Origin of the sequence: Coleofasciculus sp. G1-WW12-02 (genome assembly GCF_040219735.1) — a bacterium.
Taxonomy (GTDB): Bacteria; Cyanobacteriota; Cyanobacteriia; order Cyanobacteriales; family Coleofasciculaceae; genus Coleofasciculus.
Genome location: NZ_JAVJRX010000015.1, coordinates 15484 through 34422 on the forward strand (window position 1 = coordinate 15484; position 18939 = coordinate 34422).

General features: G+C 44.1%; 17 protein-coding genes and 1 pseudogene. 6 read left to right on the plus strand and 12 right to left on the minus strand.

What is annotated here, in order from left to right:
* Window positions 1–12: 12 nt before the first annotated feature.
* The 3 genes and pseudogenes from RID09_RS02300 (at window position 13) to RID09_RS02310 (ending at window position 2804) form a co-directional block, all read left to right on the plus strand.
* On the plus strand, window positions 13–1230 hold the full coding sequence (locus RID09_RS02300; protein WP_446334337.1) for a glycosyltransferase family 4 protein: 1218 nt from the start codon (window positions 13–15) through the stop codon (window positions 1228–1230).
* Window positions 1231–1236: 6 nt separating this feature from the next.
* Window positions 1237–1584: pseudogene (locus RID09_RS02305) on the plus strand (ATP-binding protein); the annotation flags it as partial.
* Window positions 1585–1625: 41 nt separating this feature from the next.
* Complete coding sequence (locus RID09_RS02310; protein WP_446334338.1) at window positions 1626–2804, plus strand: DNA cytosine methyltransferase; 1179 nt, start codon at window positions 1626–1628, stop codon at window positions 2802–2804.
* 65 nt (window positions 2805–2869) lie between these two features.
* Here the strand turns inward: RID09_RS02310 and RID09_RS02315 are convergent, their stop codons facing one another.
* On the minus strand, window positions 2870–3946 hold the full coding sequence (locus RID09_RS02315) for a hypothetical protein (protein WP_446334339.1): 1077 nt from the start codon (window positions 3944–3946) through the stop codon (window positions 2870–2872).
* Between the two features lie 149 nt (window positions 3947–4095).
* On the opposite strand from RID09_RS02315, the gene RID09_RS02320 reads away from it, so the two are divergent.
* On the plus strand, window positions 4096–4707 hold the full coding sequence (locus tag RID09_RS02320) for a hypothetical protein (protein ID WP_446334340.1): 612 nt from the start codon (window positions 4096–4098) through the stop codon (window positions 4705–4707).
* Window positions 4680–4820: a hypothetical protein gene (locus tag RID09_RS02325; RefSeq protein ID WP_446334341.1), complete on the plus strand. Its 141-nt coding sequence runs from the start codon at window positions 4680–4682 to the stop codon at window positions 4818–4820. Before RID09_RS02320 ends, RID09_RS02325 begins: the two co-directional genes overlap by 28 nt.
* 333 nt (window positions 4821–5153) lie before the next feature.
* Here RID09_RS02325 and RID09_RS02330 read toward each other — a convergent pair whose 3' ends face one another.
* The 10 genes from RID09_RS02330 to RID09_RS02375 form a co-directional block, all read right to left on the minus strand.
* Complete coding sequence (locus RID09_RS02330; RefSeq protein ID WP_446334342.1) at window positions 5154–5738, minus strand: Uma2 family endonuclease; 585 nt, start codon at window positions 5736–5738, stop codon at window positions 5154–5156.
* A gap of 105 nt (window positions 5739–5843) precedes the next feature.
* Window positions 5844–7250, minus strand: coding sequence for a cytochrome c biogenesis protein (locus tag RID09_RS02335; protein ID WP_446334343.1), 1407 nt, complete (start codon window positions 7248–7250; stop codon window positions 5844–5846).
* 4 nt (window positions 7251–7254) lie between these two features.
* Window positions 7255–7995 (minus strand): cytochrome c biogenesis protein CcdA, encoded by a 741-nt coding sequence (locus RID09_RS02340; protein WP_446334344.1) that lies wholly within the window; start codon window positions 7993–7995, stop codon window positions 7255–7257.
* Window positions 7996–8192: 197 nt separating this feature from the next.
* The gene (locus RID09_RS02345; protein WP_446334345.1) at window positions 8193–8834 is read right to left on the minus strand and encodes a DUF1361 domain-containing protein; all 642 of its coding nucleotides are present in this window, start codon (window positions 8832–8834) and stop codon (window positions 8193–8195) included.
* Window positions 8835–9231: 397 nt separating this feature from the next.
* The gene (locus tag RID09_RS02350) at window positions 9232–10062 is read right to left on the minus strand and encodes a sulfotransferase family protein (protein ID WP_446334354.1); all 831 of its coding nucleotides are present in this window, start codon (window positions 10060–10062) and stop codon (window positions 9232–9234) included.
* 32 nt (window positions 10063–10094) lie between these two features.
* Window positions 10095–10919, minus strand: coding sequence for a sulfotransferase domain-containing protein (locus tag RID09_RS02355; RefSeq protein ID WP_446334346.1), 825 nt, complete (start codon window positions 10917–10919; stop codon window positions 10095–10097).
* Window positions 10920–10991: 72 nt separating this feature from the next.
* Window positions 10992–12512, minus strand: a complete 1521-nt coding sequence (locus tag RID09_RS02360; RefSeq protein WP_446334347.1) for an alkaline phosphatase family protein — start codon at window positions 12510–12512, stop codon at window positions 10992–10994.
* Between the two features lie 126 nt (window positions 12513–12638).
* Window positions 12639–13382, minus strand: coding sequence for a PEP-CTERM sorting domain-containing protein (locus RID09_RS02365; protein ID WP_446334348.1), 744 nt, complete (start codon window positions 13380–13382; stop codon window positions 12639–12641).
* 53 nt (window positions 13383–13435) lie between these two features.
* Window positions 13436–14191: a PEP-CTERM sorting domain-containing protein gene (locus RID09_RS02370; protein ID WP_446334349.1), complete on the minus strand. Its 756-nt coding sequence runs from the start codon at window positions 14189–14191 to the stop codon at window positions 13436–13438.
* A gap of 636 nt (window positions 14192–14827) precedes the next feature.
* Entirely contained in the window at window positions 14828–16516 is a 1689-nt protein-coding gene (locus RID09_RS02375) for an alkaline phosphatase family protein (protein WP_446334350.1), read from the minus strand.
* A gap of 288 nt (window positions 16517–16804) precedes the next feature.
* On the opposite strand from RID09_RS02375, the gene RID09_RS02380 reads away from it, so the two are divergent.
* Window positions 16805–18001, plus strand: a complete 1197-nt coding sequence (locus RID09_RS02380) for a glycosyltransferase family 4 protein (protein ID WP_446334351.1) — start codon at window positions 16805–16807, stop codon at window positions 17999–18001.
* 596 nt (window positions 18002–18597) lie between these two features.
* Here RID09_RS02380 and pirA read toward each other — a convergent pair.
* On the minus strand, window positions 18598–18759 hold the full coding sequence (gene pirA / locus RID09_RS02385) for an arginine synthesis PII-interacting regulator PirA (RefSeq protein ID WP_446334352.1): 162 nt from the start codon (window positions 18757–18759) through the stop codon (window positions 18598–18600).
* Window positions 18760–18939: the final 180 nt, after the last annotated feature.

The following is an 18939-nucleotide window of genomic DNA, read 5'->3' on the forward strand; positions in this document are numbered from 1 at the left end:
ATCTGAAGCTTTATGAAAATTCTCATCCTTTCTTCCAAATTTCCCTATCCACCCACCAGCAGCGGAACTGAGGTTAGAACATTTAACTTACTCAAGGCGCTCAGTGAGCGTCATCAGATTACCCTGGTGACTCAACGCACTGATGATATTCCAGAGACTAACTTAGAAAAATTGCAGGAGTGGGTCGAAGAACTCGTCGTTTTCCCTCAACCCAACCTCTCAGAGAGCAACGGCGGACTGCGATCAACAATGCAGCGCTTGAGTACATTCTTGCAACAAGGAACGCCTCAGAGTGTCTTGAAGCACTACTCTCCTGAGATGCAGGAATGGGTTAATCAGGCAATCGAGTCAGGAAACTTTGAAGTCATTACCTGCGAACATAGTATGAATGAAATTTATGTTCGCCCCCAATGGCGAGAGAAGTTGCGAACCGTCGTCAATATTCATAGTTCCCTCTATCGGAAGCAGCGCCATCAGTTAGACGGGAAACCAGCGGATAAGCAGCTACGAGAGCAATTAAATTTACCCCTACTGCGCCGCTATGAAGAGCGATATTGCAGCAAGTTTACCAATATTGTCGTCGCTACTCCCACCGATCGGCGTCAGATTGAGGATTACGAACCAGAGGGTAAGATCACATTAGTTCCCAATGGGGTCGATTTTAAGCAATTTCCGAAGCGTGTCTCTGATCCTGGAGGACATCGATTAGTGTTTGTGGGTCTTATGGATAGCCCGACAAACATTGATGCGGTGCGTTTCTTCAGCTTAGACGTGTTTCCAGAGATTTTACGACGGTATCCAGAAGCAACCCTAGAAATTGTGGGCGCCAGACCTGTACCTGAGGTGTTAGAGTTGCAGGAACGTCCGAGAATTACGGTGGCAGGTCAGGTGAGTTCAATCGTAGACTATTTGCATAAGGCAACAGTTTGTGTGATTCCCCTGCGGACTAGCTATGGGATTAAAAACAAAACCCTAGAAGCAATGGCAGCAGGAGTGCCTGTGGTGGCGAGCGATCGCGGCTTAGAAGGATTGCCCGTCGATGGCGGAGATGTCCCCCTGCGGGCATTACGGGCAAATGAAACTGCCGAATATGTGTATGCCGTGAGTCGGTTATTTGAGAACCGTCAGCTTCGCAAACAACTCTCAGAAAATGGGCGATCGCTGGTTGAGCAGAAATATACCTGGAAGCGGGCGGGGGAACTATATGAAAAGGTATTGATGGGAAAATGATATCAATATGACCATCCGGATAGTTTAGACCGCTTGTGTCGCGTCAGTGGTGGTCATGTGCGGGATTTATTACAACTGTTGATCCAGTGGTTGAAGAAGGATCTTAAACAAGGGCGGTTGACTCGTGAAACGTTAGAGGTTTTGATTCGCAGCCGTCGCAATGAAATGACGCTTCCGATTGATGATAAAGAATGGGGGTTATTGCGAAAAGTCCGGGAACGGAAGAAAGTGAGTGGGGATGATGGGTATCAGAAATTAATTTATAGTCGGTTGGTGTTTGAATATCGCGATCGCGGCGAGTCTTGGTTTGATATTAATCCCATTTTGGCAGATGCCAAGGAATTAAGGGGATGAGTCATTTATCCTTTGTCAAGAGTACCATTTACCTTCATTCTATGCCTCAGCAACCTATCTGTACAACCGTTGAGTTATTTTGCGGGATTGGAGGATTCCGGATAGCAGCGGATCAGAGAAATATAGCCACAATCTGGGCAAATGATCGTTGTCCGAAAGCCTGTCAAGTATACCGCGATCGCTTTGGAGATACATCACTACATCCGGGTGATATTTATCAACTCGTTGATAAAATTCCGCCTCATGATCTGTTAACGGCTGGTTTTCCCTGTCAACCGTTCAGTAGTGCTGGCAAAAAAAAGGGAATTCGAGATCCACGCGGTCATATTTTTCAAGTGATTATTGATGTCCTGCAAAACCACAAGCCCAAGTTTTTTATCTTAGAGAATGTTAAACGCTTACTGTCTATGGAGGAAGGGACGCATTTTGCCACGATACTCAATGAGTTAGCTCATTTAGACTATAGGATTGAGTGGCGTTTGGTCAACGCTATGCATTTTGGTTTACCTCAAAATCGTCAGCGAGTGGTCATTTTAGGTGCTTTAGAAAAGGATACACAGGATAATTTACCCAATATCCGACTTGTCTCAACTGAAAATATCGCTGAGTTATCCTACTCAACGTTTCAAACCCTGACTAATGTTGAATGGTGGACAAAAATCAAAGACCACGGCACTAGATTTCCGACGTGGGGACTAGCACAAGCCGGTCGTTTTTTCGGCTACGATTTTACCCAATTTTATCCAGCTACACCTATCGTTCCATTACGGGCAGTCCTTGAGTCAGATGTCGATAGCCAATTTGATTTTACTGAGTCTACGTTAGACCGTTTACAAAATAGTACCCCAGTGAATGATTTCGTTCAAGGTGTACAAATTCTCTACAATCAAAGTGGAGGAGCGCGAATGGGTTATACCGTCTTTGGTATTGATGGTGTTGCACCTACGCTTACTTCAACAACGAGTCGGCACTATGAGCGTTATAAAATTGGCAATCAGTTCCGCCGTCTGACTAATGTAGAATATGCTCGCATTCAGGGCTTTCCAGATGAACATTGTGCTGGGATATCTATCTATGATCAATATGCTCTTTTCGGAAATGCCATTCCTCCTGTTATGGCTGGGTGGGTGATGGATTGTATCTTAGAAAATAAGATTGTCCAACTCAAAACACCTAAATTTGAACAACTCTCACTTTTCTCTCTAAACGATGCTTGCTAAAGAAGAATTACGCGCCAGATTAAGGGAATCACTGGATACAACAATTCAGGAAGTTAATCGCGCTCTCAAAGGAGAGAACATCGTTCTAACAATTGCTCACGGGAAAGAGTAATGAGTAGGGGAGTTAACTCTTGAGGAGATAACTGTAACATGGGGGCGATCGCACTGGCTAATTCTGGGTCAAGTTCCCCAAATCGTACTCTCAGAAACCGTTCTACGGCTTCTTGTCGTGAGGTATCGTCTTGAATCGGCAGATTACCAAACCACAGTAAGAGTTCCTCACGTTCAAGGTTAAATAACAGCCGAGTCAACTCTTGAGGGGGTAATTGTAACATGGGTGCGATCGCGCTCGCTAATTCTGGGTCAAGTTTCCCAAATCGCACTCGCAGGAAGTTTTCCGCCATTTGGCGTTGCCCTTCAAGCTTGCCTTGTTCTAAGGTTTCTTCTTGCCATTTTAAATAAGCTGGTGATAAGTTCATGAGCAATTCCCTGTCCTGTTCACTTAAATTGTCGCTTTCGTTGATAGTGATACGCCAGTTTGCCAGAATCTGTAAAATTGTCTGCCGATAGGGGTTCTGTTGGGGTAAAGCAACCAATTCATCAATCGCTTGCTTCTGAGTTCCGCGTTTTCCCAAAACCCTTAACCATAGTGTATCTTCAGTGACAGGCAGTTGGTTGATGGCGATTAATCCTGTTTTCAGGAACTCTGGCAGAAAATATACACCGTCTCCCCAGTTTCCTGACTGATTCAGTCTTGCACCAAATCCGTTTAATAATCTTGTGGAACAAGAGGGTGAGAGAATCCACAAGTGGGGCCAATCGGTTTCGGGAAATGAAGTCCGTTCTCGTCTGGCTTTTCGCCGCATTTCACTGCGTACTGAGTTTAACTTGCTTTGGCAGTCGAGTACCTCGGCGGGGCTGGGTGGATTGCGGAAGGGTTCCAATAGACAGGCGGTTGTTGCCATTCGCCCCAGTAATCCCAGGTTTTCGGGTGCTGTTGCTGGTGATGGTGTTGGCACAAACCAAACATCAACTTGGCGGATTTCGGGGGATATTTCCCGACTGGTTTCGACGTTTCCTAGAGGGGCTAATAATTCCTCTAGGTATTGCTTTGCAAATTGATCGTGAGGTTTTCGTGTCATTTGAAGTTAAACTAGCGGTGTATTTGTTCAATTTATCGGGTCGCCCTTTGCTTAATCCCCAATGTCGGATAATGTTGCTTAGAATTTTAGGGTAAGTGTTGAAGCGATTAGGGTACTAAAGTGCCTACTACGAGCGAACGAAGGAAACGATGTCGCAGCTACCTGATATTACACCGGAGAATCAAACGGAATTAGAGGAACTGGCGTTGGCGCTGGAAGCCTTTCAGGGTAAGTTTTTGCTGATTTTTGCCCGATGTAATTATGACAGTCTGCGATCGCGTCTGATTCAATGCCTCCAGGATTCCTCTTTGGCGGACATTCGCACAATTACGCTAAACCCTGATGATACCGCCCTATATCAACGGATTCAGGGGGAATTGCAGGGGGATAAACCGGGGGCGCTGATGGTTTTGGGGTTGGAGTCGGTGCTATCTCTGGAGACGATGCTGGCGGGGGCGGATTTGGTGCGCGAAGAGTTTCGTAAGCATTTTCCGTTTCCGGTTGTGGTTTGGGTGACGGATTCGGTTAAGTCTCAATGGATGCAGTTTGCCCGTAATCTGGAAAGTTGGGGCGTTAGTAGTCAGTTTAATATTAGCCGTGAAAAGTTGGCGGCGTTTATTAAGGAGAAAGCAAATCAATGGTTGGCGGATGGGTTGAATTTAACCGAGGCGGACTGCATTGAACTGAAGGCGGAATTAGAGGCGGCTGAGCCAGCGCTTCATCTGACGGAACCGTGCGCTTATGGCGCATCGAGACGTTAGACGACTTGCTGGTTCGCGGTTGCGACTGGTTACGGGACTATCTCCGCACCCATCCCGATGTCAGCGATATTGATGAATTTTGTGCAGGGGAATTAGGGAGGATGGAACAATAAGGCAGAAACCTGAGTCGGGGCGGGTTTAGTCACATCTGGGCGCAACCAAAACGATGGTCGTGAAACCCGCCCCTACATACTCAACACTCATAAAAATCCGCGAAATCAGTCACCTTTGTAGGTTGGGTAGAGCGATAGCGAAACCCAACTCCTTGGGAGAGCTTGAACATTTTGTGCTTTCCCGCTCTACTCCCATGGGAGTGTTTATGGCGAAGACAGCGCAACTACAAACTAGCTTAAGTCAAATGGCACTAAAATAAGCATTTTTGGCGAGCCAAAACTCTTGATATAGCGTAGGGTGGGCATTGCCCACCAACCTTAAGTCAGTGCCATTCAACTTAAGTCGTTAAACTCAATATTCTCATAGAGATCAGCAATTTTAAGTTGAAAATCAAACACATTCAACGACAGTGTTACTGTGGGATCATCATACTCTGACAACAGCCATTGATTCGCCGCCGTTTTCACATAATGTTCCAGATGAATCCTATACTGATCAATAATCAGATATTCCCGAAAGCTGGCAATCGTGCGGTAGGCGACAAACTTACCACTACGGTCATAGTCTTGGGTTGACTTGGATAAAACCTCACCAATAAAACAGGGATTAACAATCGTGTCAGTGCGTCCCGTTTGTAGTTGCAACGGCTTTTCCACTACCATGACATCGGGATACGTATAGAGATTAGCATCGGGAATCCACAGTCGCTGGTCTGTAGCAAAGATGCGATAGTTTTTCCCCCGTAATGCTAATTTCAAGAACGCCGCCAGACCGATGGATAATTCATTATGGTCAGGAGTTCCACCTGTCATTGGAATGATTTCTCCATTGATATAGTCATGGCGTTCTGTGGAAGCCGTTTCAAAGTCTAAATATTCTTCAGGGGTATAGGTTTTTTGCTCAAGTTGAGTGATCATAAATAGCTAATTCTTAATCATTGAATAAGCCCGAAAACCCGCCCGGAGTAGTGCCCATTGGTGTCAACTTAAGGTGAAAACTAATACAGGGGGAGCTTTTCACCCTCATCCCCTGACTGAAACATAGGGGCTTTCACCTTCGCTATCTTGTAACGGAACGTCAGGCGTTGATTTATCCTCATGCAAGCGATCTAAAATCTCAATCACTTCTCGCTCAAAGGATACCTGGGCGCGGTTAGTTCTACCCCCCACATAAAAGCGATCGCCTTTTTGTAATGCCCAAATTTGCGAATGGGAAACATAGCTCATAATTACACCCACCATGAGCAAACCAAAGCCGGTATACACAATCGGAATGCCCGGATCAGCTTTAATTTGTAAGCCTGTACTGCCGATTAATTCCTTCAGGCGCAACGTTACCCCATTCACTTGGGTACTCATTCCAGAACGAACTGTGGAAACTAATTGTCCCTGGGCATCATATACCAAAACCGTCCCCTGTAAATCTTTTGCCAGCAGCGAAGCACCTTCGCTTAAATCCGGTTTCGTTGGTATCCAAGTCCCCCAGATGCGCCCATTCCCCTGGGTATCCAGTTTCGCCATGGGTAACTGAAAAATCGGACTGTTATTTAACTGCACGCGCACCGCCGCAATTCCCCAGTCGGTTTGGTAGAAGGTGACACCTTGATGGCGCAGGGGTTTATTCACATAAATGGTTTCTCGGTCAATTTCTTGTTCCTGGTTATCCACCACCGATAAATCGGAATAAAACTGATCAATTCCGCCTTCGGGGGTGTAGTCAATCCAGAAGCGATTAACGTGAACGCCCCAATCTTGGGGAACCTGAGATTTTGCCCAAGGACCGGCATCAATAATATTTCGGACATGAAAGGTTGCACCACTGGGAACCAGTTCTTGTGCCATAAATCCCGTCATCGCGCCCCAAATTGACCCAGCCAGAATAATCAACATACTGGCATGAACCACAATCGGACCAATCCGCCCCACGATTCCTTTGCGGGCGTAGAGGCTATCTCCTTCTTGAAATACCCGATAGCGCTTGGCTTGTAGCAGTTGGGATAAGGAATTCAGGGAACCCGTTTCTAGTTCAGCGCTGAGTGCCAATTTCTGAAACTGACGCGGTTCTTGGTAATAGTTCCAGCGACGGGCGGCTTTGAGAGCGGGAAATTGACGAGTAAACGTGCAAGCGGTGAGGCTACTGCCAAACAGAACCAGGATTGACAAAAACCACCATGTCCGGTAAACATGATCTAATCCTAAGAATAGGAGAACTTTCCAGGTTAAGAAACCAAATAAAGCGGGATTTTCGGGATAATTGGCTTGATAAAAGGCGAGAGACTGACCCTGTTCGATAACAGTGCCACTGATACTGAAAAGAGCGATCGCGAGAAGGAGTGCGATCGCCAGTCGCAAATCAGCTAGGAATGATACGATATAACGCCGGAACCAACGTCCGACAGGATTAGGCACAGATTGATTATCTAACGTCATTAAATTAAAAAATTCCCCCAGGAATCCGAGACAGCAGCGAAAAGACACCAAATCCGACTAATAAAGCCCCACTCACGGGTGTAATCCAACTCGACCATTGGCGCACTTCTAATAATTTTTTGATTGAAGCGGTAAATGTACCTGCCACAATCAATGGGGTAACATAACCCGCCGTATAGGATAATAGCAGAACCCCACCTAATACCCAGTCTTGTGTACTCGCTACCCAAGCCAGTAAGGTTGCCAAAACCGGAGTACTACAAGGAGAGGCGACTAAACCAAAGGTTAAACCAATCAGATAGGAACGTACCCCCTTGGGCAAATCTGGGGAAATCCACTCCATTCCCCCAAAAGACGGTAATTGCAGGGGTAAGGCTTCGAGTAGGTTTAGCCCCATGATAATCGCAATCAGGCTGACAATTATGGGTAACCCAATACCCACTTGACCATAAACTCGTCCCACCGATGCGGCTAAAATTCCCAATCCGGCTAGGGTGGTTGCCAAACCCAGTGCAAACCAAGTAGATTGAGTAGCAGCCTGCAAGCGTCCTTTGGCTTCATAGCCGCCAATGTAGCCAATCGTGATTGGCAGCATGGATAGCATACAAGGAGTGAGGCTAGTCAGCAACCCAGCCGCAAAGATAATGCCAATGCTTAATGCACTCAGATGGGTAAGCTGATTGCCAACCAGATTATTGGCAAATTGTTCCAGTTGGTACAGTTGAGTTTGTAAGGTGTCAATCATGGGCTGGGTAATTCACCGAATGCCTGTTCTGCCAGCATTTTAACGTATACTGCCTGGTTCATTGTAAGGACATACGAGGTTGTCAGGCTAAGTTAAATAGAAAAATTCCCCTACTCTAGCAGATGGACGACTTTAAGTAAGGACTGGAGTCTTTAACGCTAGTTTGATAGCGGCAAATGCTTGACGAACAAATGAATTTAATCAGATTCGTGGAAAAGTTTTCTATGACGCATTTTTAGGATTAGTCCAAGGGTGACTTGTTTCATCACCCAATACAATACTGTCAACACGATAAAAGTGACAAAGGTGACAAACAAGGGACGTTTGGCGGTTAAGTCGTCAACGACGGTTTGGGCTAAATCATCGGGTTGTGTGACTAAATCCCAACTATTAAATCGTTTAAACCGCCCTAAATAGATGCCAACCGCAGATAGGGCATGAATAATGAGTTCAGCCGGAAGGGTAAATTTACCCATTCCTTGCTTTTGTAAATAGTATCCTAAATTAATTAAAGATATAACGTAAGCTTCAAACCCAAGTAGAATAACGCTAAGATGTTGGGGAATTAGGACTAAAGTAATAACCCATACGGAGTAGTTACGGCGAACGGCATCAATTAGGTGGATGATATCGGTCAGCAGATAAGGTGCATTGGGTAAGAAAACAATGAAAACAATTAAACCCGCCCACCACAAAAGGTTACGGTTTCCAGATGAGCGACGAAAGAGCCAAACGCTTAAGGCTAAGGGGATAAAAGCGAGAAATAAATTCCAAGCCATCCAACCGCTATGACGATGCCACGCTTTCCAGGCATCATTTAGGAGAAATCTGAAAGACATATTCTTATCGGTAGACCTACAGGCGCGAGTGGGTTTAGTGCTGCTGTTATCAAGTATAGCCGCCTAAATCCAGGTGATGCCAACTTCACCTCAGTTTGACATCAGGTGTAAATCGGCTTCTATCTTGGACTATCACTGTCTGCAAGCCTGATTATTGGATTAATACTAAGTTGCAGTCAAACAGGTAATTTGTCATGCTGAGCGAAATCCTTCACTTCGTTCGAGGACATGCTCCGTGTAGCGACGAAGTATCTCTCCAGATGCTCCGCTTCGCTCAAAAGGATAAGAAAGCAACTTATACCAATACCAAGTTGCTTTTAAACAGCAAAACTTCATCTCTTCGGAATATCTTATTTTCGGTTTTACCTTCTTACATCCATCCATATAAAATTGACTATCACCAATCGTAATCAGTACCTAAAATGCCATAGAGCTGCTTATTAAAAGGAATAAAATAGTCTTTTAGTTGTTCTAGGAATTGAGCATGATTAGAACTTGTTACATAGTTTGCCACAGCGTATTTTTGATTCTGAAATTCATTGATTTTGTTCGGAGAAAAATAGTCAATTTTTAGAAAGTCGCAGACCCGATCCAGCGCTGCACCTAGATTGTTGCAAAACTGCTCAAAATTCAAAATCAGAATATTATCTTTGCCAAAATAGTTATAGTAATTTTCTATTTGTTGAGCATAGTTTCCCCTATCAATATAATTATAAGGATATTTTGCAGTATTCGATTCTGGATTAAATTCTTGAGCAATCGCTTCAGCAAACGTTCTTTCATCAGCTCTATCTCGCAAATGCTTAAGCGGCAGATTGGAGTAGCTATGATACATCTGCCATGCTGAGTAGGCTCGATCAACAGGATTTCTTACTATTGCAATCATTTTAATGTTGCCTAAATCTTGCTTGATCAGCTCAGGAATATGCTTATAGTACATATAGCTCGGTGAGGCTTCAAATGTCAGTTTATTTCCTTTGCGGAGTTTAGCCGGGAAATGACTGATATACCAACCGAAACCTTTCTGGTAATTATCCGGGTTGTCAAAGTAGTAGGTTTCCCTCCACTTATGAGTTACCAATATTTGAGGATGCGAAGTTAAATAGTGATACAAAGAAGTTGTTGCTGCTCTCTGAACTCCAATAATTAAAAAGTCGGGTCTAGACTTTATAACTGGGTAGATGGGATATACTATTTTTCTTATTGATTGTTTTATCATTAGAATCACTTTTGGCAAAAGGAATCTTAACCTAACCAACTTCACCAGTTATAATTCTCACCTAACATTTCATACAGCTTCTCGTTGAAGGGAACAAAGTAACTCTTGATAAACTCTAGTTTTTCTTGATCAGCAGGAGTTTTATGAAATTTATATTTCCCCTGATTATGCTTTTCCTGCTGTAATTTTTCCAGTATTTCCTGGGAAAAGTGTTCGATACTTAAAAAATCACACACACGATTTAATACTGCACCTAAGTCTTTACGAAACTGCTCCATATTTAAAACTAAGATAGTCTCCTTATCAAAATAGTTATAGTAATTTTCTAAATGATGCACATATTTACCTCTACCGACATAATCATAACGAAACGGGTATTTAGCATGGTCAAAGTTGGGACTGAATTCTTCTTCAACTGCCTCAGCAAACGTTCTTTTGTCATAAAATCGCCTCAAATGATCGTTATCAATATTGGCAAAGCTATGAAACATCTGCCATGCTGAATAAGCACGAGAGACAGGTTCTCTCAATACAGCAATCATCTTAATATCCCCTAGATCTTTTTTGATGCGTTCGGGAACAAATTCGTAGGATAGGTAGTTAGGGGATGCATCACAGGTCAGTTTATTTCCTTTGCGAAGTTTCGAGGGAAAATGCCCTAAGTACCAGCCAAAGCCCTGATTATAATGTTCGGGGCGATCGAAGTAGCGAACTTCCTTCCAGCCAATGTTGCCGAAGACTTGGGGATGCTGGGTTAGATAATTATACAGCGAGGTAGTTCCCGCTTTCTGCTCTCCAATAATTAAGAAGTCCGGTCTAGACTTAATAATTGGATAAGTTACATCCTTGATCAATCGCTTAATCATCTAAGTTCCTCTCCCCTGTAATGGCGAGGCTTTCTGCTTGTTTTCACTCTTTAAGTCGTCTCGAATAGACATCTATGATTCAGTACAAATCGCTGAAGAGAAGATACCTGAAATCGGTTGTCCATCACTCGTAGGAAGTGGCACTTCAAGTAGGGAGGCGATCGTCGGCGCGAAGTCTACAATCGATGTAGGCTGTTCAACTTGCTTGGGTTCGATGGACGCTCCTGACACCAAGAAAAGTCCGCCAGGTTTGTGATCTCCAGTCCGGCTATCCCAGTAAACCTTATCAATTTTCCCTACCTTTGGCGAGTAAACTGAAGCAATGGGTGCATTCCGGTTCCACTCAACAAGTAGATCGGGATGACCCATGGGATGTTCTCCTTTATAGATTTCGGCTGACCGAAAAATATTTCGGATTAGCGGTTCTCCGGTATCATAGTTAGTTAGTTCTGACAGATCTTGGCATAGGGCTTCGCAGAACTCTTCATACTCTTGCCCCGGTTGGATCTTACCCTGGGGTTCGCGACCAACCAGATTGATCCGAATTCCTCCAAATGCTTCACTGGAGGGAACCTGGAAACATTTACGATTACTCAACTTTGAGATGGGTGGTTTCCCTGTACCACGAATGTTTTGTATGGGTTTCCAGAGGCGTTTTTTGAGTTGCCGGAGAAACTTATACCGCTTCAAAGAATTCAGGGTATTGCCAACCTCTTGACGCATCGCTGCTCTCTGAGGATTCTCGATGCGTAAAAGGATTTCATCTAGAACATGCACCCCAGTATAGTTGGGACCCATGCCAGTACTAGCAAAAATAAAGACAGTTGTTTCTGGACTCACCTGCTGTAGGAGTTTGCCAATAGCTGCGTCAATGGCAATATAAATGTCCTTCATTGGGTTTCCAATAGCATTGACAACCTCCTGATCATATTCTGGATGATTTGGATCATGGAGATGCCAACATTGATGACCCGCCCAGTGAGCTTCTCTAAAAGCGGTTAGGAAAAGATCCCACTCGCCTTGTTTTATAAAGTGACTGGATAGTTCTATCTTCTTTTCAATGCTGGTCAATAAGTTTTGACGAAAGTCTTTCAATTCATCTATACCGCGTCCAACAGTACGTAAGCTTCCAATTGAGTTTTTCCCTAGCTGCGTTTCTATTTCGGCTGCTAAAGATAACGGATAAGTCTGAACAGACGAGTTTCCCTGTTTGTAATTATGCCGTTCAACTATCTGAATTCCATTAAGACTTTCAGCCAGGGGCGCTTCAGGAGCATCAACTAATGCAATTTTACGACCCGCCTGACTTAAAACATTCCAGAAAGGTTCCCAGCCAAAGCTAAATGTTCCAATATCATAAGTGCCTGGCTGAATCTGTTGTGCCCAGTAACGCCCATGTTTAGCTGGTGAAACCCCACTGAAAAAAGTAGGCCAGTGGCAGCCGTTAATTCCTGGTGGGTCATTGGTCAGACCAAACGCTCCTTGCTGAAGGAGGGATTGAAAAGTCTGGAGCAAACCCGCCTCTGCCCATTGAAGAATCAAATCTCTGTCTGCTCCATCAAGACCGATAAAGAAAATCTTCGCTTTACTCATAGGTTTAGGAGAGAGTCAATTGTACAAAGAAACTCCCTAGCTTAGATTAGAGGGTATTAACTGTTCCAGATTACCCTATTTTAAATCGCTAGGGATAAAAACTTTATCTGATGATTTCCTTTAACTTCATTGCTTCTGCTTGATTTTGCGAAATAGGACTCCGAATCCCAAAGCCACACCCGAACCCAGGATAGTAATTGGTTCGGGTACAGATACCGTTGGAGTTCCAGAGGTGATCACGCGAAATGGTTCCATTCCCGCTGCTGCCGTTATATCAAATTGTAAAACATTGTTGTCAATATTCACAATATCCTGACGTGCATCTAAACCAGATCTTATGCTATAGCTAGTGTTTTCTAAACCGAGTAATCGGTTACTAGCGTTCCAATTAATGCTAAAACCACCAAGAATCCCCAAAACTGGTGCATCAAATCTGATTTGACCGTGCCAGCGAAACTTCGGCTGACCAGCCCCGGCTGGGTTGACATAAAATAAATAACTGCTAACAAGAGTATCTTTAGCAATTGTAGTGTTAGGTCTAAAGGTTTCTTCACCGAATTCATCCAAGACATCAAGATTTCTAGGAAGCACAAGTGCTTGCTTCTCAATAACTGCTCGGATATCCTTATTCTGATCTGGATTTATCCTGTCATCGCCCTCCTCTCTCTCAAAATTAATAATCCTTATTTCTTGGGGGGGTGGATTAAGAATTTGAAGTTCTAAATTTGTTTCAGGTTGACCGACATATCCTCCACGAACCCTACTGCCAATAATTGCTGCCTCTGCTGAATTAGCCGCAAAAACAACAAAACTAACGGCAGATGCCTGTAATCCTATAGCTATGCTCTTCGTTTTTTTTACTGGTATCATTGCTAAGTACTCTCGGTAAGATAAAAAGGACACAACATTTATGGCAATCGGATCTATTCAGCTTTTTGTTTTTTTGTCATACTTCGAAATAGGACTCCGACTCCCAAAGCCACACCCGAACCCAGGATAGTAATTGGTTCGGGTACAGATACTGTTGGAGTTCCAGAACTGATCACGCGAAATGGCTCTGTTCCTGAGCGAGACTCTATAAAAAATGTTAATACATTGTCTTCAAAAGTTACCACATCACCTTGACGTCGATCTAAACCAGCACCAATTCTATATGTAGTATTCTCCAAACCTACTAATTCGGTAGTCGGTTGATAGCTGCTCTTATTACTATAACCGCTAACTATACCAAGAACTGGTGCATCAAATCGGATTTGACCAGACCATTCAAACTTCGGATTATCGCCCCCCGGTGGCTGAACATAAAAGAGATAGCTACTGACTAGAGTATCTTTAGGAATTGTTACATTAAAGTTGGAAGGTGTTTGCCGATCAAACCGATCCCAGACATCAATAGACTGAGGCAGCACAATTGACTGCTTCTCGATAATACCGAAGAGATCTACGGCTGCATTGGGATTAGGATCGACTGTATATCCATCATCAAAATTGTCAAAATTCCCTAATCTTATACCTTCAGCAGGTGGTTCAACAATTTGCAGTTCTAAATTTGTTTCAGGTTGACCGACATATCCTCCACGAACCCTACTGCCAATAATTGCTGCTTCTGCTGAATTAGCCGCTACGACAGCCAAGGTAGCGACAGCTATTTGTTGTAAAACTCTAACAAACTTTTTCATTTTTGGTCTGGCTCCTATTCAAATTATTTATTTAACTGCTACTTCAGATAAACCTTGATGGCAATTTTCACAACAGGCATTTTCCTGTTTAGTCGTTACCTCTTTGCTGGCAATACAAAACTCTAATGGAGAGTTACTCAAACATTTAAAGGCTTAAGGTAAGAATACAGCATGTTTGATGACGATTTCATCTAGCTTTGGATAGAACCCAGTAGTTTTCGGAAAATTTACTCTAACTGTGGGATGAGCGTATATAAAAAGAATAACAGCCCAGGCACAGTTGATGTATAAAGTTCATGTAAAGAATATATGAAGATTGTGTAAACCAACCCAGACAAATAGGTTATATATTCACCTGAGCTACTTAATATCTTCCCTCAGATGAGAGGCTGCACGAAGCATTTCTCTCATAAGCTGTAACGAATTTAATCTGACAAGGAAATCTGAGCTATCAAAGGGTTTCAGTAGCTAAATTATTGGATTAAGCTGCTATGCAGCTTAATGGATAGGAACTCGATAGTTGATGATTTCTGACACCTGTTGATGTCAACTTAAGCTCAAAAATCTCCAATACCTTGAGACTGAACCCACCCTAACCCTCCCCTTAACAAGGGGAGGGAAATCAAATGGCTTTGGTCAAGTTTTAGCAACATAATCAACAGGCTGGCTCATCCTCAACGGTAGAGGTTTCCCCTCTAGGTGTTCAGGAATTGGCGCTCCCATTAATGTCAGAAATGTTGGAGCCAAATCCAGGACATGACCGGCTGATAAGCTAGAACCTGGCTCAATACCCGAACCGCACGCCAGAATAAATCCTTCGGGGCGATGGCTTCCCGCCCGATAAGGAGGTAAGGGACCAAAACGTCCATAATCAGGACTATCCATAACATCAGTAGCATAGTCTTCCTGCCACACGACAATTAAATCAGCATCTGGTAGCTTCGGATCTCGCTGATTCGGGTCTTGTCGGGTGCGGACAATTCGTTTCACCATCGGGATGCCTTTACGAGCATCTTTGAGGGCATACAGCTTCTGGCAAAGTTCATCACAAAGGGCGTGATAGTCCGAGGGCGGGACAATTCCCTGGGGTTCTCGCCCTTGCAGGTTGATCCGAATATATCCTTCCGCAAAACTAGGCAGCGCAAACGCTTTCATTGAGGGCCACATTAACTTGTACCATTGGGCTGGATTCCAAGGTATAACCCGCTCCCCTTGGCGAGCCAGTTGGAAGGGTGAGATTAAATCCGATTCCTGGGTTGAGTCAAGCAGAGGTTCTATCACTTTGAAGAGTCGAGAGGGAGTTTCGCGCCTCAGAAAACGTCGAATGGGATTGGGATCATATTTAGTCCCCCACAAATGCCGCTCCCACCAATTCCCTTTCATCTTGGTAATTGGGGGTGGTAGGGGATCTGAGGTTTTGCCATAGCCAAGTCCCCATTTCCCCGGAAAACTGAAGCGGTAGAGAAACTCCGGTAGGAAGACAAAGCTGGGTAAATCAATCGTAGCTGGACCCATGCCATGGGCGGAAAAGATGACCACATCAGCATTATCAGGAGCCTTAGTCAATATCTCACCAATCGCTCTGTCCATCGCCTGGTAAATTTCTAGCAAGGGATCATGGGAGACACGCTGTCTTAAGGCTTCATACAGGGGATGATCCGGTTGGCTCAATTGCCAAAAAAGATGACCCCCAGAATGGGAATCGTTGAATACCGTCAAAAACAAGTCCCAGGTTTCCCGTGTTAACAAATCCTGACAAGTTGCCGAGCGTCGAGCAATCCCGGTGTGCAATCGTTCCGCAACTTTAAGAGTACTCTTCAAATCAAGACAAACGGCGTAGTCTTTGTGGAGGGCTGGGCTGGCGCCATGCTTGTCAATCAACTCCTGGAACAGTGATTCCGGTAAGGAGCCACTCTCGACTTGAGGAGAGTGCGCCCCCCAAGCTGCCACCTGTAACCCATTGATTTTATCGGTCAGCCGTACTTGGGGAACATCGAAGGTAGCCACCCGATAGTCTTCACCCAATGCGTAAAAGGGGGGATACTCCTGAAAATCATAAGCGGCACGGGTTTCAAAGTTGTAAGTCCCTTCGCGAAGCCCCATGTGTGCCCATAAGCCAGTTTTTTGAGGTGAGCAACCCGTTGCAAAGGTTGTCCAGGCTGTTTCTACATTAGAATCTCGAAAATTCTGTAAACGTCCGTATACTCCCTGCTGGCGCAGGCGAGACAAAGTTTTCAGGTATCCTTGGGACATCCACTTTTCGAGTAGAGATGGCTCTGCAGCATCAAGCCCGATGGCGATGACAGGATTTTTAACGGTTTCCATGGAGTCAGCCTCAGTTATCTCGGACTAAATCTTTACATTGGGGATTATCTTAAGTACCTCAGAGTTTCAAGTCAAGCATTTGTTAAGTTATTGGAATTTTTTACCCGCCACGCCTCTGACAATTGCGCCTCATAATTTGCCGTTGATACCTGTATCGAGCTGATGATCATCCTTATGCAAGAATTATGTAGTTTTGTTAATTTATTCCTTGGTATCCAAATATACTTGACAGTGATATTGAATTGATGTTTTCCTGTAACCGCATAGACAAAAAAAAAGGTAAATTTCATGGCACAGCCAATACGGATCGGCTTTTTTTCCGTGCAGAACTACATGGACAAGAATGCCTTTTCGGGAACTATTTACTACATGCACAAAGCCTTGAGGAAAAGGGATATTAAACTGGTTAACTTGGGGTTACCTCGAAGATATTTTCAATGGCGTAAACTTTTAAGCTATGCCGATAAAGTAGGATTTGTCAGATTCAAAAATTCTCAGCTAGGCGAGCAATATAAGAAATTCATTACCGTAGTTAAAAGACAGCTAAAAAGTACACCCTGTGATTTAATTTTTGCTCCTGTTGCCTCAAAAGAATTAAGTTTTCTGGAAACCAATCTACCGATTGTTTTCTTGTCAGATGCAACCCCAAAAATACTCCACGACACTTATAATTTTTTCTTGGCTGAAGAGGATTTTCGGGCAGCTTCCAACGTAGAGACGGCAGTGCTATCGAAAGCTAACAAGATAGTCTATTCTTCGGGATGGGCTGCCAATTCTGCTGTTTTCGATTATGGCGCAGCCCCGAATAAGATTAACGTAGTCCCCTTCGGCGCAAATTTAGATACTGTTCCTGACGTAAGTGAAATCTTAGGGAAGTGTCGGCATCAAAGGTGTCGTTTGTTGTTCATTGGTAAAGATTGGCAGAGAAAAGGTGCAGATATTGCTTTTCAAACTCTTGTTTCCCTGCTCAAGATGGGGATAGATGCAGAGCTAGTAATGGTTGGAACCGTTCCTCCAGCCGAGATTCAGCATGAAAGATTAACCATCATTCCTTTCTTGAATAAGAACGTTCCTCAACAGCAGGAAGAATTAAATAAGCTGTTATTAGAATCGCATTTCTTACTGTTGCTGACTCGCGCTGACTGTTCGCCGATAGTGATTTGTGAAGCCAATGCTTATGGTATTCCGGTAATCACAACTGATGTTGGTGGAATCTCCACGATTGTGAAGAATGGACAGAATGGTTATATGCTACCCGTCTCTGCATCAAGTGATGAATATGCAGATTTGATAGCAACTAACTTTGCTAACAAATATTCCTATGAACAGTTAGTACGATTGTCCCGGGAAGAGTATGACACGCGCTTAAACTGGGATAAATGGGCGGAAAACTTGCACCAGATTATGCTTGATACTCTTGAGGGTGATGATCAGGAATTGTCTATGTCTAGAAACTCAACCAATGCTTCTAGCGCCATAGCTTGACTTTGTTTCTAGAGACTGTCTCTAGGAAAAGTTGAGTTGACTAGACTGAGGGGCTGATGCATTTGAAAAGAAAGATGCGTCAGCCCTAAGAACTTGCTAAGCTGATCGGATTCACCTCTTGGTTCTGGAATGGTAGGAATGAGTAAGCATTGAGGAATTGTGCGGACAGTTGTGTTGGAGTGGGCAGAGCAATCTTAGCGGGAAAAGTTGTAGACTAACTAGAGCGCAATTTTCAACGTTTCCAGTCAATCTAGATTCGTCTAAGCCCAACCCTAAACGAGAGACTTAAACCCCTAGAGATGTCGATGTAGGAACAGTTGCAACGTGCGATCGCGCGGGGAGATGGGGTATCGTTCCTCAAGGACTTGAGTCAGTTCACTCCCATTCAGATTACCATACGTTGGTTGGTGTTGAAGCACGAGTGTTAGGGGCGGCTAAACGGGCTAACTTATCAACAAAACCCGCCCAAGCTTCAAAAGCATACCCTTGAGGATCGCGAAGGGTCAAAAAAGGGTTTCTGGGTAGGTTTGTTAAATTTTCCTGACATTCCCAGAGGTTTAGTCTCTCTCATGTCAGGATTAATTAATATATGTCTCTTAGCTTAGGTGCAAATAGCTGGCTTCGACTTCTAGCTGACGAACTAAGGCGTCATTGCCATTGGCTCTAGCAACTTCTAGACGATGTTGCAAGTTCTTTTGCAGACTTTGGCGATGGATAGCTGCGGCTTCTTTTGCTTGTTTTTGTAGGTCTTTGTTCATCGAAACTCCTTTGGGTCCCAAACCCTGTCTTTATAAGAAAGCTTTACAATTAAATGCTGGTTTTTAAATGGAGATAATCCCAGGAACCAGCAAACCCTGTAATAAGTCCCTTCGCCCACCCAGTCCAAGATGTCTTGGCATTACCCAACGCCTAACCAATTAGGCTTAGAGGCTAGTCCG